Source organism: Arachidicoccus terrestris, assembly GCF_020042345.1.
Taxonomy (GTDB): domain Bacteria; phylum Bacteroidota; class Bacteroidia; order Chitinophagales; family Chitinophagaceae; genus Arachidicoccus; species Arachidicoccus terrestris.
On sequence record NZ_CP083387.1, the window covers coordinates 1,224,034 to 1,248,965 of the forward strand.

Annotated in this window: 23 protein-coding genes and 4 tRNA genes; 20 read left to right on the forward strand and 7 right to left on the reverse strand. The window is 43.1% G+C overall.

Features of this window, described 5'->3' with window-relative positions:
• Window positions 1–82: 82 nt before the first annotated feature.
• From K9M52_RS04860 to K9M52_RS04885, 6 genes are all read left to right on the forward strand, one after another.
• Window positions 83–1,105 carry a bifunctional heptose 7-phosphate kinase/heptose 1-phosphate adenyltransferase gene (locus tag K9M52_RS04860; RefSeq protein ID WP_224070938.1) on the forward strand — a complete coding sequence of 341 codons (1,023 nt, stop codon included), beginning with the start codon at window positions 83–85 and terminating at the stop codon, window positions 1,103–1,105.
• Between the two features lie 189 nt (window positions 1,106–1,294).
• On the forward strand, window positions 1,295–2,791 hold the full coding sequence (locus K9M52_RS04865) for a GH3 family domain-containing protein (protein ID WP_224070939.1): 1,497 nt from the start codon (window positions 1,295–1,297) through the stop codon (window positions 2,789–2,791).
• Window positions 2,792–2,976: 185 nt separating this feature from the next.
• On the forward strand, window positions 2,977–3,639 hold the full coding sequence (locus tag K9M52_RS04870; RefSeq protein ID WP_224070940.1) for a LysE family translocator: 663 nt from the start codon (window positions 2,977–2,979) through the stop codon (window positions 3,637–3,639).
• Window positions 3,640–3,675: 36 nt separating this feature from the next.
• Window positions 3,676–4,344, forward strand: a complete 669-nt coding sequence (locus K9M52_RS04875; RefSeq protein WP_224070941.1) for a MarC family protein — start codon at window positions 3,676–3,678, stop codon at window positions 4,342–4,344.
• A 202-nt stretch (window positions 4,345–4,546) separates the two neighbouring features.
• Complete coding sequence (locus K9M52_RS04880; RefSeq protein ID WP_224070942.1) at window positions 4,547–6,946, forward strand: ABC transporter permease; 2,400 nt, start codon at window positions 4,547–4,549, stop codon at window positions 6,944–6,946.
• A 105-nt stretch (window positions 6,947–7,051) separates the two neighbouring features.
• Complete coding sequence (locus K9M52_RS04885; RefSeq protein ID WP_224070943.1) at window positions 7,052–9,451, forward strand: ABC transporter permease; 2,400 nt, start codon at window positions 7,052–7,054, stop codon at window positions 9,449–9,451.
• Between the two features lie 43 nt (window positions 9,452–9,494).
• On the opposite strand, the gene K9M52_RS04890 is transcribed toward K9M52_RS04885, so the two are convergent.
• Window positions 9,495–12,137, reverse strand: coding sequence for an MGH1-like glycoside hydrolase domain-containing protein (locus tag K9M52_RS04890; protein WP_224070944.1), 2,643 nt, complete (start codon window positions 12,135–12,137; stop codon window positions 9,495–9,497).
• Window positions 12,138–12,294: 157 nt separating this feature from the next.
• Here K9M52_RS04890 and K9M52_RS04895 point away from each other — a divergent pair, with 157 nt between their 5' ends.
• On the forward strand, window positions 12,295–13,413 hold the full coding sequence (locus K9M52_RS04895; RefSeq protein ID WP_224070945.1) for a DUF3810 domain-containing protein: 1,119 nt from the start codon (window positions 12,295–12,297) through the stop codon (window positions 13,411–13,413).
• A gap of 33 nt (window positions 13,414–13,446) precedes the next feature.
• Here the strand turns inward: K9M52_RS04895 and K9M52_RS04900 are convergent, their stop codons facing one another.
• Window positions 13,447–14,565 carry a hypothetical protein gene (locus K9M52_RS04900; protein WP_224070946.1) on the reverse strand — a complete coding sequence of 373 codons (1,119 nt, stop codon included), beginning with the start codon at window positions 14,563–14,565 and terminating at the stop codon, window positions 13,447–13,449.
• Window positions 14,566–14,661: 96 nt separating this feature from the next.
• Here K9M52_RS04900 and K9M52_RS04905 point away from each other — a divergent pair, with 96 nt between their 5' ends.
• The 5 genes from K9M52_RS04905 to K9M52_RS04925 all read left to right on the forward strand — a co-directional run bounded on the left by K9M52_RS04905 (window position 14,662) and on the right by K9M52_RS04925 (window position 18,194).
• Window positions 14,662–15,078, forward strand: a complete 417-nt coding sequence (locus K9M52_RS04905; RefSeq protein WP_224070947.1) for a DUF1573 domain-containing protein — start codon at window positions 14,662–14,664, stop codon at window positions 15,076–15,078.
• Between the two features lie 117 nt (window positions 15,079–15,195).
• A complete protein-coding gene (locus K9M52_RS04910) occupies window positions 15,196–15,585 on the forward strand; it encodes a DUF1573 domain-containing protein (protein ID WP_224070948.1) in 390 nt (129 codons plus the stop codon).
• A 151-nt stretch (window positions 15,586–15,736) separates the two neighbouring features.
• Window positions 15,737–16,852, forward strand: a complete 1,116-nt coding sequence (gene carA / locus K9M52_RS04915; RefSeq protein WP_224070949.1) for a glutamine-hydrolyzing carbamoyl-phosphate synthase small subunit — start codon at window positions 15,737–15,739, stop codon at window positions 16,850–16,852.
• Between the two features lie 82 nt (window positions 16,853–16,934).
• Window positions 16,935–17,624: an HD domain-containing protein gene (locus K9M52_RS04920; protein ID WP_224070950.1), complete on the forward strand. Its 690-nt coding sequence runs from the start codon at window positions 16,935–16,937 to the stop codon at window positions 17,622–17,624.
• Between the two features lie 126 nt (window positions 17,625–17,750).
• Complete coding sequence (locus K9M52_RS04925; protein ID WP_224070951.1) at window positions 17,751–18,194, forward strand: type II 3-dehydroquinate dehydratase; 444 nt, start codon at window positions 17,751–17,753, stop codon at window positions 18,192–18,194.
• An 11-nt stretch (window positions 18,195–18,205) separates the two neighbouring features.
• Here the strand turns inward: K9M52_RS04925 and K9M52_RS04930 are convergent, their stop codons facing one another.
• The 5 genes from K9M52_RS04930 to K9M52_RS04950 form a co-directional block, all read right to left on the reverse strand.
• The gene (locus tag K9M52_RS04930; protein WP_224070952.1) at window positions 18,206–19,042 is read right to left on the reverse strand and encodes an alpha/beta hydrolase; all 837 of its coding nucleotides are present in this window, start codon (window positions 19,040–19,042) and stop codon (window positions 18,206–18,208) included.
• 108 nt (window positions 19,043–19,150) lie between these two features.
• Entirely contained in the window at window positions 19,151–19,264 is a 114-nt protein-coding gene (locus K9M52_RS04935; protein ID WP_224070953.1) for a 30S ribosomal protein THX, read from the reverse strand.
• Between the two features lie 258 nt (window positions 19,265–19,522).
• Entirely contained in the window at window positions 19,523–19,792 is a 270-nt protein-coding gene (locus K9M52_RS04940; RefSeq protein ID WP_091401164.1) for an HU family DNA-binding protein, read from the reverse strand.
• 291 nt (window positions 19,793–20,083) lie between these two features.
• Window positions 20,084–20,389 (reverse strand): DUF4286 family protein, encoded by a 306-nt coding sequence (locus K9M52_RS04945; protein WP_224070954.1) that lies wholly within the window; start codon window positions 20,387–20,389, stop codon window positions 20,084–20,086.
• 42 nt (window positions 20,390–20,431) lie between these two features.
• A complete protein-coding gene (locus K9M52_RS04950) occupies window positions 20,432–21,214 on the reverse strand; it encodes an exodeoxyribonuclease III (protein WP_224070955.1) in 783 nt (260 codons plus the stop codon).
• A 161-nt stretch (window positions 21,215–21,375) separates the two neighbouring features.
• On the opposite strand from K9M52_RS04950, the gene K9M52_RS04955 reads away from it, so the two are divergent.
• The 8 genes from K9M52_RS04955 to K9M52_RS04990 all read left to right on the forward strand — a co-directional run bounded on the left by K9M52_RS04955 (window position 21,376) and on the right by K9M52_RS04990 (window position 24,880).
• Complete coding sequence (locus K9M52_RS04955) at window positions 21,376–22,362, forward strand: D-alanine--D-alanine ligase family protein (protein WP_224070956.1); 987 nt, start codon at window positions 21,376–21,378, stop codon at window positions 22,360–22,362.
• A gap of 24 nt (window positions 22,363–22,386) precedes the next feature.
• Window positions 22,387–23,232: a PASTA domain-containing protein gene (locus tag K9M52_RS04960; RefSeq protein ID WP_224070957.1), complete on the forward strand. Its 846-nt coding sequence runs from the start codon at window positions 22,387–22,389 to the stop codon at window positions 23,230–23,232.
• Window positions 23,233–23,333: 101 nt separating this feature from the next.
• Window positions 23,334–23,648 (forward strand): rhodanese-like domain-containing protein, encoded by a 315-nt coding sequence (locus tag K9M52_RS04965; RefSeq protein WP_224070958.1) that lies wholly within the window; start codon window positions 23,334–23,336, stop codon window positions 23,646–23,648.
• A gap of 178 nt (window positions 23,649–23,826) precedes the next feature.
• Window positions 23,827–24,129: an HPF/RaiA family ribosome-associated protein gene (locus K9M52_RS04970; protein ID WP_224070959.1), complete on the forward strand. Its 303-nt coding sequence runs from the start codon at window positions 23,827–23,829 to the stop codon at window positions 24,127–24,129.
• Between the two features lie 275 nt (window positions 24,130–24,404).
• Window positions 24,405–24,477 (forward strand) — tRNA-Thr (locus K9M52_RS04975).
• A 48-nt stretch (window positions 24,478–24,525) separates the two neighbouring features.
• A tRNA-Tyr gene (locus K9M52_RS04980) sits at window positions 24,526–24,608 on the forward strand.
• A 32-nt stretch (window positions 24,609–24,640) separates the two neighbouring features.
• Window positions 24,641–24,713 (forward strand) — tRNA-Gly (locus tag K9M52_RS04985).
• 95 nt (window positions 24,714–24,808) lie between these two features.
• A tRNA-Thr gene (locus K9M52_RS04990) sits at window positions 24,809–24,880 on the forward strand.
• Window positions 24,881–24,932 lie beyond the last annotated feature (52 nt).

The following is a 24,932-nucleotide window of genomic DNA, read 5'->3' on the forward strand; positions in this document are numbered from 1 at the left end:
GTTAGTACCTTTGTGGCCAGGATCCGGGTACCGTCAAAGAAGGTATCTGGCTCCGATATCCCAAAATTGAAAAAAGATCATCTTGACAGAAGAAAATTTCCAAAATAAGGTGCCGACACAAATCCAGGCTATTTTTGAACAATTTAAGGAGGTCACCGTTGCCGTTCTCGGCGATGTAATGCTGGATACTTATCTGTGGGGTAAAGTAGACAGGATCTCTCCGGAAGCTCCTGTACCGATTGTGCATATACAAAGAGAAGAGCTCCGTCTGGGTGGCGCAGCTAATGTTGCGTTGAACCTGGCGGCACTGGGGGCAGATGTACACCTGTTTTCTGTTGCAGGTAATGATAGCTATAGCAATGCCCTTTTTGAGCTATTGGAAGCCCAAAAAATCAGCCACCAACATATATTACTCAGTCACGACCGGCCCACGACCCGGAAAACCCGGATTATGGCCCGTAATCAACAGGTTATGCGCCTGGATAGCGAAGTATCCATCGATCTACCTAATGAACTGGAAAACAGATTACTAGAAAAGCTGGAAGCCTTCTTCAAGGAACAGAAACCCAGACTTTTAATTCTGGAGGACTATAATAAAGGCGTGCTTACACCGGAGGTTATCAAAAAGGCCATTGAACTTGCAAAAAAATATGATGTATTAACTGCGGTAGACCCCAAGCACCGCAATTTCTTCCATTATAAGGAAGTAACCATATTCAAGCCAAATCTGGGTGAAATCAAATCGGCTTTAAACCTCAATCACCTGAAAGACATCGATTTAAAGACTCTTTCAGCCATGCATGAGGGGCTTTTTCTGCAATTGGGTCATCTCTATTCTCTGTTCACCTTATCTGAAAATGGCGTTTTTTATCAGAAACATGGTGAAGGACCTGCTTTATTGCCTGCCAAAATACGCAATATAGCAGACGTTAGCGGTGCCGGAGACACTGTTATAGCAGTCATCAGCCTGGTTTACGCCCTTACGGAAGATATGGCCCTGGCAGCCGAACTAGGCAATATTGCCGGCGGTCTGGTCTGCGAACAGGTCGGCACAGCGGCCATCGACAAATCACGGCTACTGAGTGAGGCATTACAGCACCTTTAACAGTTTTTCATAAGTATGATTTATTTTCCTTGTCGAATATACAAAAACTCGGCTATCTTTGCAGTTAACGATGCAATGTAAGATGGTGAGACGATGCCGTTCTTAGGAAAACATGAAATCGCGCTCACTTCCATTTTTTAATTTATTTATTAGTGAATGGCTATTTTTGATATTAAACTTCCCGATCGGATGGCAAAGGCTTTACGCCTGGCCAATGGGGATGTATGTAAGCATCAACTAAGGATACTGAAGAAGCTGTTGCACAAAGCCAGATTTACTGAATTCGGACAGAAATATCATTTTGATAATATATTAATGCAGCCTGACCCGGTGAAAGCCTTTCAGCAGAACGTGCCCATTTATAACTATAGTTCCATCTATAAAGAATGGTGGCACCGTTCTCTTGAGAACAAGCCGGACGTCTGTTGGCCGGGTAAGGTGAAATATTATGCCCTTAGCAGCGGGACCAGCGATGCGGCAAGTAAATATTTGCCGATTACTAATGATTTGCTCCAAGGCAATAAACTGGTCATGATCAAACAGCTGCTCAGCCTGCGCAATTATACAGACATCAATGTCCGTTCTATCGGCAGAGGCTGGCTCCTGCTTAGCGGGAGCACGGATCTGCAAAAAGGCGTCGGTCATTATTTGGGTGACCTGAGCGGAATTACGGTAAAAAAATCGCCGTTCTGGTTTCAGCCTTTCTATAAACCGACTAAGGAAATCGCCAGAGAAAAAGACTGGAATAAGAAGCTGGAAGAAATTGTCGACAACGCTGCGGACTGGGACATTGGCTTTATAGTAGGTGTGCCCGCCTGGGTGCAGATGTGCATGGAAATGGTCATTGAAAAATATAAACTCAATCATATCCATGAAATCTGGCCGAACCTCTCCTATTTTGTGCATGGTGGCGTAAGTTTTGAACCCTATAAAAAAGGATTCAACAAATTACTGGGCAAGCCCCTTACTTATATTGAGACCTATCTGGCCAGTGAAGGTTTTATTGCCTATCAGAACAGACAAGATGCCGGCGGCGGCATGCGACTGGTGGTCAGTGATCACATTTTCTTTGAATTTGTGCCCTTTGATGACAGTAATTTTACGCCCGATGGTGATCTTGTAGAGAATCCGGAGATATTATTGGCGCATCAGGTGAGTGAAGGAAAAGATTATGCACTTTTGATAAGCACACCGGCCGGCGCCTGGCGCTATTTGCTGGGAGATACCATCCGCTTCACCGATGTCTCCCGCTCAGAAATCATTATCTCAGGAAGAACCAAGCATTTTTTGAGTCTGGTGGGCGAGCATCTCAGTGTGGATAATATGAATAAGGCGATTCAACTGGCAGCGGAACAGTTAGACCTTGCTATTACCGAATTTACTGTTACAGGCGAGCCACATGGCAGTTTTTTTGCGCACAGATGGTTCGTGGCCTGTGACCAGGTGGTCGATAAAGCTGCACTGGCAGCTTCCATCGACCAGCACCTCAAAGCACTCAATGATGATTATGCTGTAGAAAGAAAAAGTGCACTTAAGGAAATCTTTATTGAGGTTTTGCCAGAAGAGACCTTCCTTAAATTTTTGGAAATAAGGGGTAAAATGGGCGGGCAGCATAAATTCCCCCGGGTACTAAAGGGTGGTCTTTTAGAAGCCTGGAAGAATTTTTTGACTGAACAAGGTTATTAATACGCTTTTTAAAGGTTTATTATTTGTAGTCCCCTATTATTTCTATATTTTCACGCTGATAAGGGCTGATCTGACAATTTGATCGGGAAGCTCAGATGCGCATATTTGTTCTAACTTATTAAAATAACCCGAGGGACTGCCGGCCTGCATTACTGAGACCACCAGTTCTTGCGGAATATATTTGAATGTTATTATCTGCAATAATAAAAGGTCTGGCAATCGGACTAATGTTGGGCATTTCTGTAGGCCCAGTTATTTTTGCGATTATTAAACAGAGCATCAATAACGGCCATAAAGGCGGCGTAGCTTTTATCGTCGGCGTATCGGTATCCGATACCCTATTGGTTGTTTTATGTAATTTTTTCACTCAGATATTCAGCTCTACGGGCATGCTGGAAAAAATTATCGGCTTTGGTGGTAGCTTTTTCCTCATCGGGCTCGGCTTCTATAACTTCTTCCTTAAAAAATCGCTCTCCAATGAAGACTCAGAAGTCATCCATAAAAAGCTGAGCAACCGGGATATGGCCTCCATCTTTTTTTCCGGTTTTTTAATGAATACCCTGAACCCTGCAGTTATCTTGTTCTGGATTGCCACTTCTGCCAGTATCATGGTGAGCGCGAAGAATTACCTCCCATATGAGATCCAATACCGCATTGTCGTCTTTTTAACCTGTCTGATATTTACTTTTTCACTAGATATCTCTAAAGTATTTTTGGCAGGAAAGATCAGAAACAGATTAACGCCCCATAATATTCACATCGTCAATAGAATTTCGGGCGTTATTTTTATTATATTTGGTTTAGCGTTATTGTATGGTATTTACTCCGGCAGGGTGCTTACCCATTAAGGAGCCGTAAATCGTTAGAAAAAGAAGCAATGTAATATGGAATCTGTATCCTCATTTTTGCATCTGGCCTTTATTACTTTTATCACGTTATTTCCTGCCGTTAATCCGGTAGGCACTTCCTTTATGATCGATCCTCTGCTGAGTGGTCTGACTAAGAAACAGAGATTGATCGCTGCCAGAAAGATTTCATTTTATAGCCTGGCGATTTGTGTCGTCTCAGTAATTCTCGGCAGCTGGGTGCTGAAACTATTTGGTCTTTCGCTGCCTATTGTACAGATTGCCGGTGGCATGATCATCTTTCATATGGGATGGAACCTGCTCATCTCAAAAAAGGAGACCAATAAAGGCCCTGAGACATTCACACAGCCGGAGGACAAATACAAGGAAGTTGAAAACATTCTGTTCTATCCGATCACCTTCCCCATGCTTTCCGGCGCAGGGACCATCTCCGTACTCCTTACATTAAGTGCTTCCAGTGCCAATAAAAACTGGCAGCAATATCTTTTTAATACCGGATCACTTATCGTGGGGATCCTTATGATGGTGGTACTGATCTATATCTGTCTGATCAATACGCTATTTCTATTTAAAAAGATCGGTCAGCGTGGCCAGCAGGTAGTCAACAGGATCAGCGCTTTTCTGGTCATGTGCGTGGGATTACAGATCCTATGGGAAGGCATACAGCATCTGCTGCAAGCCAAGTAATTATACTAGGATCAGACAACCTGTATAGCTATATTAGGACGCGTCAAACTGTTCGTTTTCGGACAGCTAACTGTATCAATTGCGGACAATAAGGATTTGAGCAATTCCATAACTGGCTCACAATAGGTCAATTATGATAACGGCATCAGAATCGCTTCTTTTAACATGGCCATTATTTCAATGGCTCTAAATTATCAAAACTATGTGGAAGCATTACCTGAAAGTTGCCGGGCGTAACCTGAAACGTTCAAAGATCTTTTCCTTTATCAACATTATCGGGCTCTGTGTCGGCCTGACCTGCAGCATGTTGATTCTGTTATTTGTAAAAGATGAACTCAGCTTTGATAAGTTCCATGAAAAGGGGCAGCATATATACCGGATAACGACCGAAGCCACTTTTAAGGGTCAGACTCGCCTTAGTAGTAATACAGGCCTGTTAGAAGGGCCCAAATTTACCCGGCATGTGCCAGGCATTAAGGCATTTGTTCGATACCAAAGTGACGGAACGGATTTTAAAAAGGGTACCGAAGTACAATCACTTAATCTGTTCAGAGCGGACCCGAATTTCTTCCAGGTTTTCAGCTTTCCCCTTATCACAGGCGACCCCAACACCTGCCTGCAGGCGCCCAATGCTATTGTGCTGTCTAAAGATGAAGCTATCCGCCAGTTCGGGTCAACTGATATTTTAGGCAAGACCGTACTTCTAAAAGAGGATACCGTATTCAAGCCCTACACGGTAACCGCCGTTGCCAAAAATTGCCCGCAAAACTCTTCCATACGCTTTAATGCATTATCCCAATTCCAGCGTTCCGGCAAAGAGGAGGCCAACCCGGAAAACTGGTTTAATTCCTATCTTAATACTTTCGTCCTGCTGGATGATCAGGTCAGCCCCCAACAGGTAGAAAAGCAAATGCAAAACTATTATCTCAAGGACGCTTCATCCTCCTTTAAAGCGCTTCTTCAAAAATACGGCATTCCTGAAAGCGAGGTATCCATGGAGATATACCATCTGCAGGCTTTACCCGGTATGCATTTAGACAAAACAATCAGCTCCGGCAATGGCATCAGATCTACCAGCGATCCATTATATTCTTATATACTCTCGGGCATTGCGCTGTTCATCCTGTTAATCGCCTGTATTAATTTCATCAATCTGACCATTGCCCGCTCCATCAAGCGGGCAAAAGAAATTGGTATCCGTAAAGTGGTGGGAAGCGATAAAAAGCAATTGATCATTCAGTTTATGGGCGAATCTGCCCTTCTTTGCCTGATTGCCTTTGGTCTGGCGATACTGCTTACAGAAGCACTACTCCCGTTATTCAATACTTTAGCCAATAAATCATTGGCCCTATCTTATCTGTTCGACACACAACTGGCGGTAGAATTTATCGCCTTATTCGCCATCACCAGTTTTATAGCAGGATTCTATCCGGCAATCGTACTGACCCGGTTTGAACCGACGAAGATCCTTTACAACCGGTTTCAGGTGCAGGGGAAAAATTATCTGCAAAAATCACTTGTTGTTGTCCAATTCGTACTGGCGACTTTTTTAGTCGTGCTCACATTTGTATTGTATCAGCAATTTAATTTTCTGACAAGTGCCGATCTGGGTTATGATGACAGTAACCTGGTATTGGTAGAACAATATAATACCCGTCCTAAAGGAGACCTTTTCAAAAAAGACCTTCTAAAAAATCCCGGTATCGTAGCCGTTGCGGCAAGAAAAGCCGGTTCCCATACTACACTTGCTAAGATCTCCGACGGCGCTGTACTGAACTTCAGACAAGATATCATTACTGCCAATTACTTAAATGAGCTAAAGATCCCAATCATTGCAGGACGTGAATTTTCAACAGCAAACCCAACAGACTCGATAGATAAGGTTCTTGTAAATGAGGCATTTGTTAAAGAGGCTGGCTGGAAAGACCCTTTAGGGCAAAAAATCACTTTTACCACCCAGGATAATAAAATCATGCAAGTCATCGGTGTGGTCAAAAACTACCATTACAGCTCCATGAATGACCCGATTCAGCCCCAATTATTTAAATGGGAAGATATCAGCAAATTAAATGCTTTCTATATAAAACTTCAACCAGGCATGTCTAACAGCACGCTGGATTATATAAAAAGCTCTTATCAGCAACTCTTTCCGCTTAGCCCGTTTAGCTACAGTTTCATGGAGGATTCTAACAAGCAACAGTACAGCGATATCGCCAAATGGCGTCAGATTTTACTGTTTGGGGGGCTGATCACTATTCTGATATCTTTCATGGGGCTGTTCGGTCTGTCTGTTCTTGCATCAGAGCGCCGCAAAAAGGAAATCGGCATCCGTAAAGTATATGGCGCCTCGGTACGAAGTATTATTCAACTGTTAACCACAGACTATCTTAAACTGGTTGTGATCGCAATGGTGATCGCCACACCCGTTACCATCCTGGCAGCCAGTAAATTTTTACAAACCATGCTATATAGAATCCCGCTGTCCTGGCAATTGTTTATCATTCCGGATATCATGGTCATACTGCTGGCTTTTCTGACGGTCTACATACAGACCAGACAGAGTGCCATCACTAATCCTGTTAAGAGCTTGAAAGACGAATAAATTTTACCTTATTTCTGGTATCCCCGGCAGCCAACTCGCTGCTGGCTGCTCTGTAAGATCCTGAATGCGATAACATCAGACGGCTGATAAAAATCACATCTATATATGTGGAAACATTATTTAAAAACTGCATGGAGACACCTCAAACGTTCGAAAGTCTTCTCCTTTATCAATATCATCGGACTCAGCGTAGGTCTGACCTGCAGTATGCTGATCCTGCTGTTTGTAAAAGATGAACTAAGCTTTGATAAATTCCATAAAAAAGGGCAACATATCTTCCGGGTCGTAACAGATGACATATCCAAGGGAGAGAACCAAAAGAGCAGTATTACCGGACTAATGGAAGGCCCTGCATTTTCGCAGCATATACCAGGCATAAAAGCATTTGTCCGCTATTTTGAGGACGACACCGAAGTTAAAAACGGAAGTGAAGTACAGTCATTTACGCTTTTTAAAACCGACAGTAACTTCTTTTCTGTGTTCAGTTTTCCATTAATCGCAGGAAATACAGCCAGCTGCCTTAAAGAGCCCTATTCCATTGTTTTATCAAAAGACGAAGCGATCCGGCAATTTGGTTCCACAGATATCATTGGTAAGACCTTGTTATTGAAAAGCGATACCTTCTTCAGACCTTATACGGTAACGGCCGTAGCACAAAATTGTCCAAAGAATTCTTCTTTTCGCTTTAACGCATTAATACCGCTAAAAACATCTGCTGCAGACCAAACCAATAAAGAAAACTGGTTCGACTCCTATCTCAATACCTTTGTGTTGTTGGATGAGCATGCCAACGTGGGCCAGGTTGTCAAAAAAATGCAATTATTTTTTGAAAAAGATGCTGCTCCTGTCTTGCATACCTTACTGAAAAAATATGGTTTACCTGAAAGTGATATATCGTCAACCCAATATGATCTTCAACCGTTAAAAACGATGCACCTGGATAAAGGGGTCAGTTCGGGCAACGGTATTACACAAACCAGTAGCCCACTATATTCCTATATATTGTCTTGCATCGCACTTTTCATCCTGTTGATCGCGTGCATCAACTTCATCAATCTGACCGTTGCCAGATCCATCAAAAGAGCGAAGGAGATCGGGATCCGTAAAGTCGTCGGCAGCAGCAAAAAGCAGCTCAACCACCAGTTTATGGGCGAATCCGCGCTGCTCTGCCTGATCGCCTTTATTTTGGCACTGATATTTACAGAGCTCCTTTTGCCACTTTTCAATACACTCGCGAATAAATCATTATCCCTTTCTTATTTGTTGGATCGAAAACTGATCTGTGAGCTTTTTGTGCTGTTTGCAATTACCAGCTTTATCGCAGGATTTTATCCCGCCATAGTACTTGCCCGATTCGAGCCGACGAAAACCCTTTACAACCGGTTTCAGCTACAGGGAAAAAATTATCTGCAAAAATCACTTGTTGTTGTGCAATTTGTACTGGCCTGTTTTCTTGTTGTACTCACTTTTGTACTTTATCAACAGTTTAATTTTCTAACGCGTGCCGATCTGGGTTATAATGACAATAACCTGGTAGCGGTCTATTACCAGGGTAGCGGTAATCAGGGGCGACACTTCAAAAGTCTACTTAAAAACAATGCGGGGATAATGGCTGTTGGTGCTAGAAATGACGGTAATCATTACAGCATTTGCAAAGTAGGCGCTGACAAAGTCATCAAATACAGGAACGACAGGATCACACAGAACTTTTTCGCAGTCATACAAGTTCCTGTTATGCGAGGCCGCAATTTCTCCTTGTCCTCCCCTACCGATTCTGTCGATAAAGTCATTATTAACGAAGCGTTTGTAAAAGAAGCTGGGTGGGTTGATCCGGTGGGGCAGACGATTACATTTAATACAGACTCCAACAGACAGGTGCAGGTCATCGGCGTCGTAAAAAATTACCATTACGGTTCTTTGAACGACCCTATTGACCCACAGATGTTTCAATGGACATCAATTAATGATTTAAGCGCCTTTTATATAAAAATCAAGCCAGATCATATCAACAGTACAATGGATTACATAAAACAGGCCTATGGCCAATCTTTTCCTCTAAGTCCCTTTAGTTACGGTTTTGTCCAGCAATCTAACAAAATGCAATACAGCGATATCGCCAAATGGCGTCAGATCTTACTGTTTGGGGGGCTGATCACTATTCTGATATCTTTCATGGGGCTGTTCGGTCTGTCTGTTCTTGCATCAGAGCGCCGCAAAAAGGAAATCGGCATCCGTAAAGTATATGGCGCCTCCGTACGAAGTATTATTCAGCTGTTAACCACAGACTATCTTAAACTGGTTGTGATCGCAATGGTGATCGCCACACCCGTTACCATCCTGGCAGCCAGTAAATTTTTACAAACCATGCTATATAGGATCCCGCTGTCCTGGCAATTGTTTATCATTCCGGATATCATGGTCATACTGCTGGCTTTTCTGACGGTCTACATACAGACCAGACAGAGTGCCATCACTAATCCCGTTAAGAGCTTGAAAGACGAATAAATCTTACCTCTTTGACAGGGTGATGCCAGTAGCGACAAATATACTATCGTTCTTCTGCTGGCATTTTTTTATGAATTTCGCTAATCAGTTCTGCTACAAGAGCTGTCCAGCCTGTTTGATGGCTGGCGCCAAGTCCCCTTCCTGTATCGCCATTAAAATATTCGTAAAAGAGCACCAGATCATTATTTTCCGGACGATCATAAAACCAATCATATTGTTTCCCGTTAAGCCTTCTTCTCCCTTTCTCGTCTTTCAAGAATAAACTGATCACTCTTTTGGTCAGCTCAGTGGCAACATCCAGCAAATTCAGGAGATTCCCGGATCCTGTCGGGTACTCTACTTTCAAGCTGTCCTGATAGAACCGGCCATACTGGAGAATACTGCGGATAAGCAAATAATTGATCGGGATCCAGATGGGGCCGCGCCAATTACTGTTGCCGCCGAAAAAATCCGACGTAGCATCTCCCGGATCATACTGAATCCGGTAAAGTATGCCATCCATCGTTACTTCATAGGGATGATCTTTATGATATTTTGAAAGGCCTCTGATCCCGCCATCACTGAGAAATTCTGTTTCGCTGAGGACGCGTTCCAAAAGGAACACCAGCCTTTCTTTGGGTATCAAAGAAATTAAAATTTTATCACTGCCCTGCTTTTCTTCATTAGGCCAGAACTTGCCATTTTCTTTTCTATAATTCTCGAACCAGGATATCCTTTTGGTAAAATCTTTCAGGTTCTTGAGCGCCGGTTTACGAATAATGGATGCCGCAAATAAAGTCGTAAGTCCTACAATACTCTGAATTCTTAAATGCAGCGGGTCTCCGCTCTTGGACACCAGCACATCATAATAGAAATGATCCTCTTCGTTCCACATGCCCAGTTCATTGAGCGATTCGGCAATCAACACAAAATGTTCAAAGAATTTAGTGGCCGTATCTTCAAAAGAAGGATCATAGAGCGCAATTTCCAGGGCGATATCCATCATATTCAGCGCATACATTCCCATCCAGCTCGTGCCGTCGGCCTGTTCCAGTTTTAGTTCACTGTGCAGCGGCATGTTGCGATTAAAAGCACCTATATTATCCAGTCCGAGAAATCCGCCCTGAAAGATATTTTTACCGTTGGGATCCTTCCTGTTGATCCACCAGGTAAAATTGATCAGCAGTTTATGAAACACCTTTTTCAAAAAGACAATGTCTCCCGGTCCGCTCCCTTTTTGCTTCTTTTCGATCTGATAGATCTCCAGGGCCGACCACGCCTGCAATGGCGGATTCACATCACTGAAACTCCACTCATAAGCCGGCAACTGGCCATCCGGCTTCATATACCATTCCCGCATGATCAGCGATAGCTGGTGCTTGGCGAAGACAACATCGATCCTGGCCAGGGCAATACATTGAAAAGCCAGGTCCCAGGCAGCATACCAGGGATACTCCCACTTATCCGGCATTAATATAATGTCCTGATTTTTTATATGTTGCCAATCCCAGTTCCTGCCCCTGGCCCGGACTTCGTTATTCGCTACAATCCCGTCTCCAAACTGGATCCATTTTTCGATATCATAATGATAATATTGTTTATTCCACAACAAACCTGCGAAAGCCTGCCGTTGAATATTAAGGGCATCACCAGACAAATCCTTAGGCAAGACAGCGTGATAAAACGCGTCCGCTTCATGCTTCCGTAACTGAAATATATAAGTCGCACCTTCATCAAAAGGGTCTTTTATCTCACGATTTGAAAGTCTCAAATAAAGCGTCCGTACTTCTCCCGGTGCCATATCCAAGTGATATACAGGAGAGAACTTTGTCCCACTGATTTGTTCTGAAAGTTCCTTTTTATGTGTCCCATAGATCACCGCTTCCTGTATCGCATCTTTGGTAAAAGCTGCGATATTCGGTTTGCCAAAAAGCTTCTCAAAATTCGTTTCATTATCTGTAAAATATCTTTCATCCGTCTTTGGATAATACAGATAGTAATTTCCCAGCCTTTCATGCGACGCCCTGACATGGCCAGGCTCTTCTTCTGTGATAGAAGGTTTTATACTATCCGGTTCACTCTGCCACCGGTTATAAAACCAAAGCGTAGGCAAAACAGTTAAAGATGCCTGATTTTTTGACCGGTTCGTGACCGTTATCCGAATACCGATATCCGTCTTGTCATACTTGGCATACGTTACATCAACATCGAAATAATTATTGTCCTGAAACACGCCCGTATCCAATAGCTCGTATTCCTCATCAAGCGCTGTACGTTTTCTATTTTCTTCCAGTAACTGATCATAAGGAAATGGCAACTGTGGATATTTATACAAATACCGCATATAGTAATGCGATGGTATATTGTCAAGGTAATAATAAAGTTCCTTCACATCTTCTCCATGATTCCCTTCATAGTTACCAACACCGAAGAGTCTTTCTTTTAGGATCCCATCCACGCCATTCCATAAGCCAATGGCAAAGCATAAGTTCTGGAACATATCAGAAATTCCTGCAATACCGTCCTCTCCCCACCTGTAAGCCCTGCTGGCGGCATGGGAAAAAGGAAAATAATTCCAGGCATCTCCGTTTTCGCTATAATCCTCTCTTACTGTCCCCCATTGCCTCTCTGCCAGATAAGGGCCCCATTTTTCCAATGGGATAGCGGTCTTGGCATTTGCGATTAACCTTTGCTGTTCAGCCGTCATATACACATAATTTTCAATTCTTTTCCGATGGGGCGAAGATAGCCACTATTCGTGGCTTTTTATTATCCAATTTTGGCGGATTGTCGTCAATAACTCGATTTTTCTGTTTAATTTATCAGCCGCAAAAATGCACCAAATACATTAATTTGCGCTCTGTATGAACCGTCGCATATCCAACAAAAAGAAGACCTCGTATTTTAAAACCAGATCAGGGAAATGCCTGATATTGCTATTGATCTTTTGTGTCCTGCTGTCAGTCCTTTCCAGATTTCCCGGCGTCATTGAAAATTATTATGCGCTGGGTATCTATCCCCTGATAGCTGCCGGACTTAGAATCAGTTTTGGCTGGCTTCCCTTTAGCCTGGGAGATATTCTTTATACCCTGCTTGGAATATTTATACTCTGGCGCCTCATTCGTTTTATCAGAACAATCCTAAAAAAAAGGTGGACGAGGGCCTACGGATTTAAATCTCTTTATACCACTCTATACGTCTGCGGTGTTTTATACGCTTTGTTCTACCTTCTATGGGGGCTCAATTACAGCCGGCAAGGCATTGCACATCAGCTGAAGCTTACCGTAACACAGAATTATACCACACAAGAACTGCAGAATCTGACTACCACCCTGCTTCAAAAAACCAATCATGACCGGCGTCAGTTAGGCAGTCCGATAGAATTGCCCAACCATAAAACATTATTTAATCAAGCGGTCGCGTCCTATCGTCACATTCAAAGAAAATATCCTTTTCTGGCCTATAGGCACCGAAGCATCAAAGTACCTGTTTATAATACATTAGGCAGCTATCTGCAATATACGGGCTATTATAATCCTTTTACCGGAGAAGCGCAGGTAAATACGGCGTTGCCGGGCATCTTACTCCCTTATGTGGCCTGCCATGAGATGGCGCATCAGCTGGGCTACGCCACTGAGGACGAGGCCAACTTCGTTGGTTTTCTGGCAGCCACTGCCAGCACAGATCCGCTATTTCAGTATTCCACCCACCTGGAGCTCTTCCGTTACGCCAATAGTGAGCTCTGGTATCGGGATTCTAATATGGCAAGAAGTAATTATAAACAACTTGACACCCTGGTTAAAGAGGATCTGAAACACTTGCAGGCATTTTTTACTGCCCATGAAAATCCTATTGGTAAACTGACGACGAAAATTTATGGTCTGTTCCTGAAAGCCAACAAGCAGCCACAGGGGCTTGACACCTACGACCGGGTAACAGCCTGGCTCCTGGCCTATAGAAAAAGAAATCTGGAACAGAAATAATGGCCGGTTCTATAAAATTTCTCCAGGTTTTCTTCAAATATCAAAATTTGGAGCCTCATATGCCTCCCACCGTTGCGCAGCCTCCAGGCCGGCCCGGATATGGCGTGAACGCAGGATTTCCGATTTATAACTGGAAATTAAAACCTGTCCCAATGACGCTTTATCCGTTGCAGCCAGATCGTATCTTGCCTTGGGCAACAATGCTGCTGAGGTTGAAGTTTCAGGGGCGACAATCAGCGTCTCCAGACTGGCTGTAGCCAATTGTATATCCAGTCCTTGATCTGCCATATAAGGAGTTACCACCGCATAGGCAGCATGAATCCAGGAGTATAAAGTTTTTGTGTCCAGTGCAGATAATAAATGTACTTCTTTCCTGTAAAAATAAGCCTCAAACTTTTCTATAAACCCTTCATTTTGATGCAGGGAAGGCGCGATTAAAAGTCCCAGCTGCATGGAGCTGCGCTGCCATTTCTTAAAATGGGAAAACGCTTTTAGAAATTCGATCACTTCCAGCTCAGCGCTCGCTCTGGCATCCATCAGGAAATAGGAATCGTCATTGGTATTAGCCTCCTTAAAGGCATCCGTTAATGCATCGGTGTATAAAGAAGGACTCAGATACTGCGACGCAGGTACAGGCAACCAGGTAACCAATCTTGAAGCCGCTGCCGGCAAGTGTGTCTTAATAGATTCTATCGCTACAGAACTGTAGCTGACAATCTTATCCGCCAGCAACAATGCTTCTGATAATTTTTGCTGCTTTTTGATGATCGCAGGCTTCGATTCCCCTGATAGCGTCACGCGTCTGATATCCGGCACGAAACTCCATTGCTTAGCCCCTTTTGCATCCTTTAGGATCGGTAAATGCTCTCCTAGATAAAAAATATTTTCCGGTCGAAGCTGTTTAACCAGTGCTGGATAATTGATTTTTTCCCATAGTTTTTTTTTAAGGCTGGCACCCATGGGAATCTCAACTAAAAACAGCGCGACATCACCGGCATCTGCCGCTATTTTCTGAAAACTGGCCTCTTGAAAAGAGGCCCTCTTAAAAACACCCTTAGAGCTATACGCATCAATAATGGCATTATATATGTAATGCAGATAGGGAAATTTTTCCAATGCATCTTGGTGAAATAAGACAAGAGAGGTTTTCATGGATGCAAAGTTAAATATCCATTTAAATTTTAAGGGCTATTTTTTCAGTTGAAAGACAACCCCTACTTTTGGAAATACTTAACGAAATCAACTCTAATGAAAAGATACGCAGGTTTATTGGCTTTGCTTTGCGCAGCAGTGATCTCTGTTTCAGCCCAACAGGTTAAACATGCACCGCCTATCGACGGTTATAAGTATATTAAAATTGACGATGCTGATCATGATTTTGGAGACATTACCTATGGCCAGGCCGTGGAATATCCGGTAAAAATGGTCAATATCAGCAAGGACACGGTCAGGCTGACCAATATAGTGGTCAGTTGCGGCTGCACCACCCCGGAATATACGAAGGGGGTATATGCTCCCGGTGACACGATAACAATGAAAGTGGGTTTTAACGGCCATGCGGACGGCTCCTTTAATAAAACGCTGAGTATACTGTTCCAGGCACCGGCAGGACAATTTGTCAAGATTCTAAGATTCCGTGGCAAAGGTATAGTCAAGAATAATTAACCGCTTCCAATAGGGTTCATTAAACCTTGAGAGCCAGGTTTAATCTAATGACAGGTATTTGTACATTATATTTGTAATCAACGATTTATAAAAAACATTCATATAAAAACAAGAAAAATGAAAAAACTGTTGTCGCTGGCATTGATACTAATGGTGGGTATTACATTTTGTATGGCACAAGATACCACTAAACAAACGGCTGTAAAAGAAGCCAAATTTAATGAATTGAAACATCACTTTGGAGATATCCCTCAGGGAAAACCGGCTACGACTAAATTCACCTTTGACAATACTGGCAATAAACCCCTGATCATTGAAACGGCTGTTGCATCCTGTGGTTGTACGACACCTACCTACCCTAAGCAACCGGTACTTCCCGGTAAGTCCGGTACCATTGCAGTTACCTTTAACGCTGAAGCGAATGGCGCGTTTAAAAAAATGGTAACTGTAAAGTTTGCAGGCTATAACCGCCCGGTCCTATTGGTCATTGATGGGACAGTGAAATAGAACAGAGAGGAAACGAGTGTTTGTTTGCAAATGCCGGACGCTGAAAATCACGCGTCCGGCATTTTTTATCGGTCCTTTAGATGGATTTTGGCTATAAATTGCAGGATAAGTCATCAAAATGATGTTTTTTTGCAAAACGAAATTTATAAGCATGTCTTCAACTTCTCAACCCGCTCTATTATTATTAGCTGACGGAACGATTTTTCATGGAAAAGCTTTTGGTAAAATTGGTACTACAACCGGCGAAATCTGTTTTAATACAGGTATGACTGGTTATCAGGAAGTTTTTACTGATCCAAGCTATTATGGTCAGATCCTGATCATGAATAATGTACATATTGGCAATTATGGTACCAAAGCTGAGGATGTAGAAAGTGATACCGTAAAGATTAAAGGGCTGATCGGCCGTAATCTGGAATCCAATTATTCCCGTTACCAGGCAGACAAATCCCTGGAAGACTACCTGCTATTAAATAATATCATATCGATTGCAGATATCGACACCCGGGCGCTGGTTGCTCATATCCGCAGTAAAGGCGCCATGAACTGCCTGATTTCCTCTGATAATGACAATATTGAGGAATTGAAAAAGCAGTTGGCGGCTGTCCCTGACATGGAGGGCCTGGACCTGACTTCAGAAGTAACGACAAAAGAAGAATATGAACTGGGCGATCCCGCATCTCCGTTGAGAGTCGCGGTATTAGACTTTGGCATTAAAAAGAACATCCTCAAGAACCTGACAGACAGAGGTGCATTTGTAAAAGTACATCCGGCTCATACCTCTCTGACAAGGCTGAAAGAATTTAATCCTACCGGCTATTTCCTGTCTAACGGCCCTGGTGACCCGGCAGCCACAGAATATGCAGTTGAAATCGTAAAAGCCATTCTGGAGGAACAAATGCCCGTATTTGGCATTTGTATGGGGCATCAGTTATTAGCACTGGCTAATAACGTCCCCACCTACAAAATGCATGCAGGCCACAGAGGATTGAATCATCCGGTGAAAAATACAATTACCGGATTAAGTGAGATCAGCACTCAAAACCACGGTTTTGCTGTTGATGCAGAGAAGATTAAGGAAAACAAAGCACTGGAGGTCACTCATATTAATTTAAACGATGGATCTATTGAAGGGTTCAGAATGGTAGGAAGGCCTGTATTTAGCGTACAGTATCATCCGGAAGCGACACCTGGCCCACATGATAGCCGGTATTTGTTTGACGACTTTATAGGCGCTATGAAATCTTTCCAGGCTGCGACTGCCTAGGCAAAAAAATACAATTACACACAAGCCCGATCGAGACTATTGATCGGGCTTTTTTTGTTCAAAGATTCCTATTTTTGATGCTATGGAATTCAATAAGATTATTAAGTACTCCCCCTTAGTCCAAAAGACCGCCGCTTACGCCCAGTCTGCCCTGGAAGACGCCGAGGGCGGTCACGACTGGCAACATATCCAACGTGTGGTCGTAAATGCAGACAAAATCGCGACGTCGGAAAATTGTGACAGAGAAATCGTGTTATTAGGTGCCTTACTACATGATATAGCAGACAGTAAATTTCATGACGGTGATGAAGAAATCGGACCTGTCACCGCCCGGAATTTTCTTATTTCTGTAAAAACGCCAAACGACATTATAGAGCACGTAGAAAAAATTGTCCGCCATATATCCTATAAGGGCGGAAAGATGACGGAATTTTATACGCCTGAACTGGCTGTGGTCAGAGATGCTGACAGACTGGATGCTATCGGTGCCATCGGTATCGCAAGAGCTTTTAATTACGGCGGTTTTAAAAACAGAAAATTATTTGATCCCACTATCCCTCCTGTCGCCTACCAAACCAAGGAGGCCTATAAGGCCAGTACCGCCCCTACCATTAATCATTTCTATGAGAAGCTACTCAAATTGAAAAACCTGATGCATACAGATACCGGAAAACAGCTGGCAGAGCAGCGACATCAGTATATGCTTGGTTTTTTAGAACAGTTTTTTCGAGAGGTGCAGTTTGCCGGATTTGATCATGTAGAGCATTTATAGGCAGGTAGTAAATCCGGCGATCAGTTTTCAAGCATTTTCTATAAAGCAGGTATTTGCATGTAAAGTTCGGTTACCGTCAATATTTTGATTAATTTCACCATAAATTTTCAAGCAGAAAAATCAGTTATGCAAATTGCGATTATCAATGGCCCCAATTTAAACCTGTTGGGCACTCGTGAACCAACCATATACGGAGATACCAGTTTTGAGGCCTATTATAAAACCTTACAAACCAGATATCCTGACATTCAGTTTCACTATTACCAGTCCAATGTGGAAGGAGAATTGATCAATGAACTGCAGCGGATAGGATTTAATTACGATGGCATACTGATCAACCCGGGGGGATACACCCACACTTCTGTGGCACTGGGAGATTGTATTGCCTCTATTACAACACCGGTCATTGAAGTACACATCAGCAATATCCATGGCCGGGAAACTTTCCGGCAGCTCTCCCATGTTTCGGCTAAATGCCGTGGCACGATTGCCGGACTGGGGCTGGAAGGATATACCCTGGCTGTTCAGTTCTTCATCGACTCATTAGCGTCCGAGTCAAAGAAAGTTTAGCGTTAAGACAATCAGGAGTTAGGTTCCTGGCCATTTTTTACAAAAAAACGGTGCAGGAACAGCATCTGGTAATTGATCGCATTATTCCAGTAGGCCCAATTATGCTGGCCTGGCCTTTCGGCATAATCATGATCTATTTTCAGATTGGTTAGTTTTAGGTGCAACGCCCGGTTTACACCCAGAAAAAAATCGCCGGTCCCACATTCAAAGCTGATTGCCAGATCCCCGTTTTTAAGTGTCCCCGCCAGGTACTGTGCAGTATGACGTTGCCAGCGTTCCTTATTCTGATCATAAGGGCCAAGAACTTTTGCGATATCCCAGTTTTTGGGAAAAGGTGTAAAATCCACTCCTCCGCTCATAGAGACCGCAGCCCCAAAAAAGTCCTTATGCAAAATACCTAAATAGAGCGCACCATGTCCTCCCATACTAAGTCCTCCCAGCGCCCTGAATCGGCGATCTTTCTTTGTACGGTAATGACTGTCTACATATGCCGGTACCTCTTTACTGACAAAGGTTTCATACTTAACAGAACTATCAATAGGGCTGTCAAAATACCAGCTGTTATAATGACCATCCGGACAAATACCAATAATGCCGAAACTATCTACGCATTTAAGAAAATCAGGCGCATTCTTGACCCAATTGGCGTAGTTCCCGCTGTAACCATGTAGCAGATACAGCACGGGATAAGTCTGGGCAGTGTTCGTGTAAGAATCGGGTAAAACGACCACACAACGAATATCCTTATTCATGGATGCACTGTGAATCAGGACGGTATCCACTTTGGCGGCAAAGCTCAGGCTGATACTCACCATAAGGCATGCCGCTATACTTAGCATTTTTTTCATGAAGCCAATTTGTTTAATGATTGTTTAATGACAAGTGAAATTAAAAAAAAAGCAACAGATCTTTTGAGAAATGTTGCTTTGATATGCGTTCAATCAGCGCAGGTCGGTTTACGCTTTCTTTTCGGCTAGTTTCTTTGCCTGTGCAGGTCTGGCAGGACGTGCCTTACCATAAGAGCCCAAGAAAATCTTACCTTTCTTTGTTTTTTTATCGCCTCTTCCCATTTTTTTAGGTTTAAATGTTTTTAACTGGTGCAAAAATGCGTAAAATTTTGCAAGTGGCCGTTAAAAATGATGAAAATTTCTGTTTTATGGTCGATAAAAAGGGATTTGTGCAGACTTAAAGCCGGGCAGTATCCCCAATTGACCTACAACAAAGAGGCTGCGCAATACTATCTACCGATGTAAACAATATAACGCAGCCTCTTTTCGGATTCGCTTTTTTAAGCTTTCTGTTTTCACGGCAGGGCCGTCAAAATATCCTTAGATTTTTGCAGACAGTTCTTTACCCGCTTTAAAACGAGCTACTTTTTTAGCTTTGATTTTTAAAGGAGCCCCTGTCTGAGGGTTACGTCCTGTGCGAGCTGCACGTTTAGTCACAGAGAAAGTACCGAATCCTACTAAGGTTACTTTGTCACCGGATTTTAATGTCTTCTGTACAGTAGTCGTAAAAGAATCCAATGCTGCGTTTGCCTGTGTTTTAGTAATATCGGCATCTGCTGCGATTTTAGCTACTAATTCAGCTTTGTTCATAGTTTTATATTTTTTGAGTTAATAACAGAAACAAATTTATTAGCTTTTCTCATATAACAAAATATTTTTTTGACTTTTTCCCATTTATCTTTCCCGCCCAACCGCCCACCTGACAAAGGTTTTGGAAAAATCGGCCAAATCAAAGGGAGGCAAAAATACGTAGCAAAGCACCAAAACCCTTTATTTGCAATAGTTTCAGAGGATAAAATCCCTGAAACCGACTAATAATAAGGCACTCAGCAATATACAATTCTTTTAAAATCTACAAAATTTCTTTTTAATTGTTCACATTTAATGCACAATCTCCATTAAGGTCGAAAAACTGAGCATTTTAGCCCCCCAGGCACCTTTCGCAGCCTGGTTTACAGCCCCCTCGTGCAAGGCCTTAAAAGCATTATAATCAGCCTTGCTATCCGCGAAAAACTGCAAGGCATAAGTCGGCCCGTCGCTATCATCTACTTCTCTTAACCGGAGTAATTGATGCCGGGAGAATTTACCGGTATTCAAAATAAAGGGAATATGCTCCTTATTGATCCAGGCCAGCCACTGCTGATGGATTTCAGGGTCAACTTTAATGGTAATATTGTATATAAACATATGGGGTATTGACATAAATAATTGCAAGCTATGGAGATTGCTCTATTTGGACAACAGGTCGCCAATTTCAAGGTAAATCGGGCAGTGATCACTGTGCTTGACATCCGGATAGATCTCGGCTGTTACGATTCTTTCGTGCAGACCGCGGGTCACGCTTATATAATCAATACGCCACCCCTTGTTATTGAGTCTGACCGAAGGGAAGCGCTGGCTCCACCAGCTGTATGCACCGGTTCTTTCCGGATGGACGTGCCTGAAGCTATCGATAAACCCGTTTTCAAAGAACTTGTCCATCCAGGCCCTTTCTTCGGGCAAGAATCCGGAAGACTTCTTATTGCCTTTCGGATCGTGGATATCTATTTCCCGGTGGCATATGTTATAGTCACCTGTAACAATCAGATGCGGCCGGATCTTCCGCAGTTCATTCAGATAGTCCAGGAGTTCATCGAGCCACTGATATTTATAGGTTTGCCTGATATCTCCCGTCGTGCCCGATGGGAAATAAGCATTCACCAAGGTAAAATCCTCAAAATCCAGGCGTATACTGCGCCCTTCAAAGTCACTTTGTTCTATGCCGCTACCATAAAAGACTTCCCGGGGCTCCAGTTTTGTAAACACAGCCACCCCGCTGTAGCCCTTTTTCTGTGCGGCGAACCAATACACATGGTAACCCAGCTTTTCAATCTCTGTCACATCGACGTCCGTTTGCTGGGCTTTTGTTTCCTGAATGCAGATAATGTCTGCAGGGTCTGTAGCCAGCCACTCCAAAAATCCCTTTTTGATGGCGGCCCTGATTCCGTTAAGGTTATATGAAATAATACGCATATCGTCAATAATTTAGTGCAAGGTAATTAAGGTTTTTTACTTTCGGGACTACAATCCATTGTTGCATTGGATTTTTGTATTTATTTTGCCCTGACAATGGGGGTGATAAACGCCGGCAGGCCGCCAGGGTACCCATAAATTAAAATATTAATATCCTAGAGTTGAAAAAAAATATTGCCTTGGTTACAGGCGGATTTACAGGTGAATCCGTCATCAGCTATCAAAGCGCAGAAAATGTAGCTGACAACCTTGATCCGACACTTTTTGACGTATATACGATCGACATACGCCCAGACGGGTGGTTTTATACGGATAAAAATGGTGACCAGCAAGCGGTTGATAAATCAGACTTCTCTATCCGGGTCAATGAAAAGAAACGCACATTTGATAAAGCTTTTTTATGTATCCACGGCAGCCCGGGAGAAGATGGTCGTCTTCCTGCGTATTTTGAACTGATCGGCCTGCCCTATACAGGCTGCTCCAGCGCCGTAGCGGCATTGACAATGAATAAATACCACACGGTCCTGGTCGCTGCGGCGGCAGGTGTTCCAGTAGCCAGTTCATATCTGGCTTTAAAAGAACAGCCGGTGGACATGCAACAAATATTGACATTAAGTTTCCCTGTCTTTGTGAAGCCAAATGACCAGGGTTCCAGTATCGCGATGTCTAAAGTAAATGAACCTAACGCAGCTGATATTCAAAAGGCACTGGATAAAGCCTTTCAGGTCAGTGATCAGGTACTTATTGAGACTTTTATACCGGGCAGAGAATTTACCATTGGCATCATGCGGGACGCAACTGGCACGATTATTAGTCTTCCCATGACCGAGATTGTTCTCAAAAAAGGCCGTGAACTCTTTGATTTTGAAGCTAAATACAATGGTGAAACAGGAGAAATCACGCCTGCAGAGGCGACTGCAGAGATGGCTGACCTGGTCGCAGAGGCAGGAAAAAAGGTATATAAAGCACTGAGATGTAATGGAATTGTTCGTATAGATTTCATCTATCATCAAACAGAAGGGCGGCCTTATTTGCTGGAGGTCAATACGATTCCGGGGCAGACCAGGGAAAGCCTAATTCCTAAACAAGTGGCTGCAAAGGGGTGGACACTCAAGGATTTCTATACAGAATTATTATTGGCGAAATAGAAAATAAAACGTAAAATTGTACACGTGGATACATCAAAAAATATAAAGTCCATCCTTTTGAATTTGGTAATCATCATCGCACTGACGTTGCTGATCCTTTTTATATTCTTTTCCTCTCTTAAAAGTATCACCAGGCACGGACAGTCGATAAAAGTGCCGGACGTCACGGGAATGCCTTCCTCGGCGGCCATGGCAAAGATCAGTGCTATGGGACTACAACCGGTCGTACTGGATACCGTATTTTTTGATACCCTGGCTCCGTTAAGTATCGTTTCACAGACGCCTGCCGGTTCAGCTGCAGTGAAGGAAGATCACATCATTTACCTCACCATTAACAGAGCGGTGCCGCCGACCATTCAAATGCCTAATCTGGTAGGCTATTCACTAAATAGCGCCTCGTTACTCCTTAAAAGCTTTGGGCTCCATTTAGGAAAGCATTCTTACACGGCTAATCTGGTTAAAGATGCTGTCGTGAAGCAAATGCTGGGCGACAGCGAAATCGTCGCCGGTACCAGAATCCCGATGGGCACGACCATCGACTTGGTAATCGGCGATGGTTCCGGTAGTCAGATGATGAGCGTACCGGACATTATTGGCATGCAGCTCAGTGAAGCCAGAGACTATATTAGTTCAATGAACTGCACAATTGGCGCCGTGACACCGGATATAGATGTCGTTCACTCTGATAGTGCCTTTATCTATAAGCAGGATCCAGCGTCTACAATTATTAATGAACAAGGTCAGACAGGCCATGTCAGAATGAAAATCGGCGGGACCATCGATGTCTGGGTTAGTAGCAAACCTCCGGTTCCTGGTGCTGCCCCGACTGGAGCAAGTACCCCTCCGGCGGTGCCCAGTCAGCAACATTGATGTAGTTTTCAAAATAATATTATAACTGAAGGACTTTGCGAGGGAAAACAGCAAAGTCTTTCTACTTAAAAACAACTGAACGCTAAAACCCTACTTAATATATGGAACAGATATCCGTAACAACTTTGAAAGAAAGGCTCGACAAGGGTCAGCCAGTCAATTTACTTGATGTCAGAGAAGACAGTGAAAGGGCCGAATTTAATATCGGTGGCAGACATATTCCTCTTGGGCGTATTCAAATGTTCGAGCTTGACGAACTGGAAGACTGGAAAGACGAAGAAATTATCGTTTATTGCCGTAGCGGAAAACGTAGCGGACTGGCTACCATGATGCTGGGGCAGGCTGGATTTGGCAAGGTCCTGAACCTGGATGGAGGCATGCTGAAGTGGGTCGAAACCTATGGTCAGGAGGGTTAGTTTAACCCGCAAAATTAAAAGGTAATTATTTGATAAAAAGTCGACCGCCACGCAGGCAAAACCGGATTAATAGCGTACCTTAACTGTAGAATAAAAACGGGGAAATTGGAGGCAATTTGAAGACAAAATTACCCACCGTATTTCCCGGTTTATTTAATCACAGTTAAACGCATATGCTATGAACGTAAACATTCAAACCGTGCATTTTGTCGCTGATGCGAAGCTTACAGATTATGTGACCAAGAAAGTCGAAAAACTACAGACTTTTCACGACAAAATCATCAAGGTAGATGTCTTTTTGAAGCTGGATAATGTTGTACACAACATTAAGGACAAGATTGCTGAAATTAACGTGCATGTTCCCAAACATAAATTTTTTGTAAAGACCTGCTCTAAATCCTTCGAAGAATCCTTTGACATAGCCCTGGACTCCATGGCCAATCAGGTAAAAAGGCATAAGGAGAAATTAGCCGTCGCATAAGACTGCTTCTAATCAATGACGCAGCATATATGATACATTACAGGTAAGGGCCGCAAATGCGACCCTTATTTTTTGCGCAATTCCTCCCTTAATCTGAACATTAAAACAAGCCCTGCACCGTTTTTTTAGACTTTGGTTCTGCCTTGAAATACAGACAGATCGGGCCTTCTGATAAAAAGTTGAAACCTGCCGTAAAAAAACAATATAAAAATTTTGAAAAGTAAAAGATTATCTTAACTTTGCAATCCCAAAATACGGGACTAGATCTTTCACAAGCCGCTTTAGCTCAGTTGGTAGAGCAACTGATTTGTAATCAGTAGGTCGCTGGTTCGACTCCGGCAAGCGGCTCATTTTATTCAGAAATAATGAGTCTTTAAACAAGAAAATTATTCAACAGGGCAGGTTCCAGAGCGGCCAAATGGGGCGGACTGTAAATCCGCTGTCTTTCGACTTCAGTGGTTCGAATCCACTCCTGCCCACTCCTTGTGTTTAAGGGCTTATTATTTTAAAAGCGGAAGTAGCTCAATTGGTAGAGCGATAGCCTTCCAAGCTATAGGTTGCGGGTTCGACCCTCGTCTTCCGCTCAAAAGAGTTCAAAAAGCCATATCCTCAAAGACAATCACTAAGAAAAGTCAGGGAATTGGCCCTCATGGCTCAATAACTTTCCAATTATCAAAAAGCTGTTGTAGCTCAGGGGTAGAGCACTTCCTTGGTAAGGAAGAGGTCGTGAGTTCAATTCTCATCAACAGCTCTACTATAATAGGATAGAAGATTTTATGCTATTATTGTATGTTTAATAGCAA

Excerpts from the sequence above, each read along its gene's own strand:
- K9M52_RS04865 (WP_224070939.1), top strand. The coding sequence starts at position 1,295 with ATGGCAAAGGCTTTACGCCTGGCCAATGGGGATGTATGTAAGCATCAA.
- K9M52_RS04870 (WP_224070940.1), top strand. The coding sequence starts at position 2,977 with ATGTTATTATCTGCAATAATAAAAGGTCTGGCAATCGGACTAATGTTG.
- K9M52_RS04875 (WP_224070941.1), top strand. The coding sequence starts at position 3,676 with ATGGAATCTGTATCCTCATTTTTGCATCTGGCCTTTATTACTTTTATC.
- K9M52_RS04880 (WP_224070942.1), top strand. The coding sequence starts at position 4,547 with ATGTGGAAGCATTACCTGAAAGTTGCCGGGCGTAACCTGAAACGTTCA.
- K9M52_RS04885 (WP_224070943.1), top strand. The coding sequence starts at position 7,052 with ATGTGGAAACATTATTTAAAAACTGCATGGAGACACCTCAAACGTTCG.
- K9M52_RS04890 (WP_224070944.1), bottom strand. The coding sequence starts at position 12,137 with ATGACGGCTGAACAGCAAAGGTTAATCGCAAATGCCAAGACCGCTATC.
- K9M52_RS04895 (WP_224070945.1), top strand. The coding sequence starts at position 12,295 with ATGAACCGTCGCATATCCAACAAAAAGAAGACCTCGTATTTTAAAACC.
- K9M52_RS04900 (WP_224070946.1), bottom strand. The coding sequence starts at position 14,565 with ATGAAAACCTCTCTTGTCTTATTTCACCAAGATGCATTGGAAAAATTT.
- K9M52_RS04905 (WP_224070947.1), top strand. The coding sequence starts at position 14,662 with ATGAAAAGATACGCAGGTTTATTGGCTTTGCTTTGCGCAGCAGTGATC.
- K9M52_RS04910 (WP_224070948.1), top strand. The coding sequence starts at position 15,196 with ATGAAAAAACTGTTGTCGCTGGCATTGATACTAATGGTGGGTATTACA.
- carA (WP_224070949.1), top strand. The coding sequence starts at position 15,737 with ATGTCTTCAACTTCTCAACCCGCTCTATTATTATTAGCTGACGGAACG.
- K9M52_RS04920 (WP_224070950.1), top strand. The coding sequence starts at position 16,935 with ATGGAATTCAATAAGATTATTAAGTACTCCCCCTTAGTCCAAAAGACC.
- K9M52_RS04925 (WP_224070951.1), top strand. The coding sequence starts at position 17,751 with ATGCAAATTGCGATTATCAATGGCCCCAATTTAAACCTGTTGGGCACT.
- K9M52_RS04930 (WP_224070952.1), bottom strand. The coding sequence starts at position 19,042 with ATGAAAAAAATGCTAAGTATAGCGGCATGCCTTATGGTGAGTATCAGC.
- K9M52_RS04935 (WP_224070953.1), bottom strand. The coding sequence starts at position 19,264 with ATGGGAAGAGGCGATAAAAAAACAAAGAAAGGTAAGATTTTCTTGGGC.
- K9M52_RS04940 (WP_091401164.1), bottom strand. The coding sequence starts at position 19,792 with ATGAACAAAGCTGAATTAGTAGCTAAAATCGCAGCAGATGCCGATATT.
- K9M52_RS04945 (WP_224070954.1), bottom strand. The coding sequence starts at position 20,389 with ATGTTTATATACAATATTACCATTAAAGTTGACCCTGAAATCCATCAG.
- K9M52_RS04950 (WP_224070955.1), bottom strand. The coding sequence starts at position 21,214 with ATGCGTATTATTTCATATAACCTTAACGGAATCAGGGCCGCCATCAAA.
- K9M52_RS04965 (WP_224070958.1), top strand. The coding sequence starts at position 23,334 with ATGGAACAGATATCCGTAACAACTTTGAAAGAAAGGCTCGACAAGGGT.
- K9M52_RS04970 (WP_224070959.1), top strand. The coding sequence starts at position 23,827 with ATGAACGTAAACATTCAAACCGTGCATTTTGTCGCTGATGCGAAGCTT.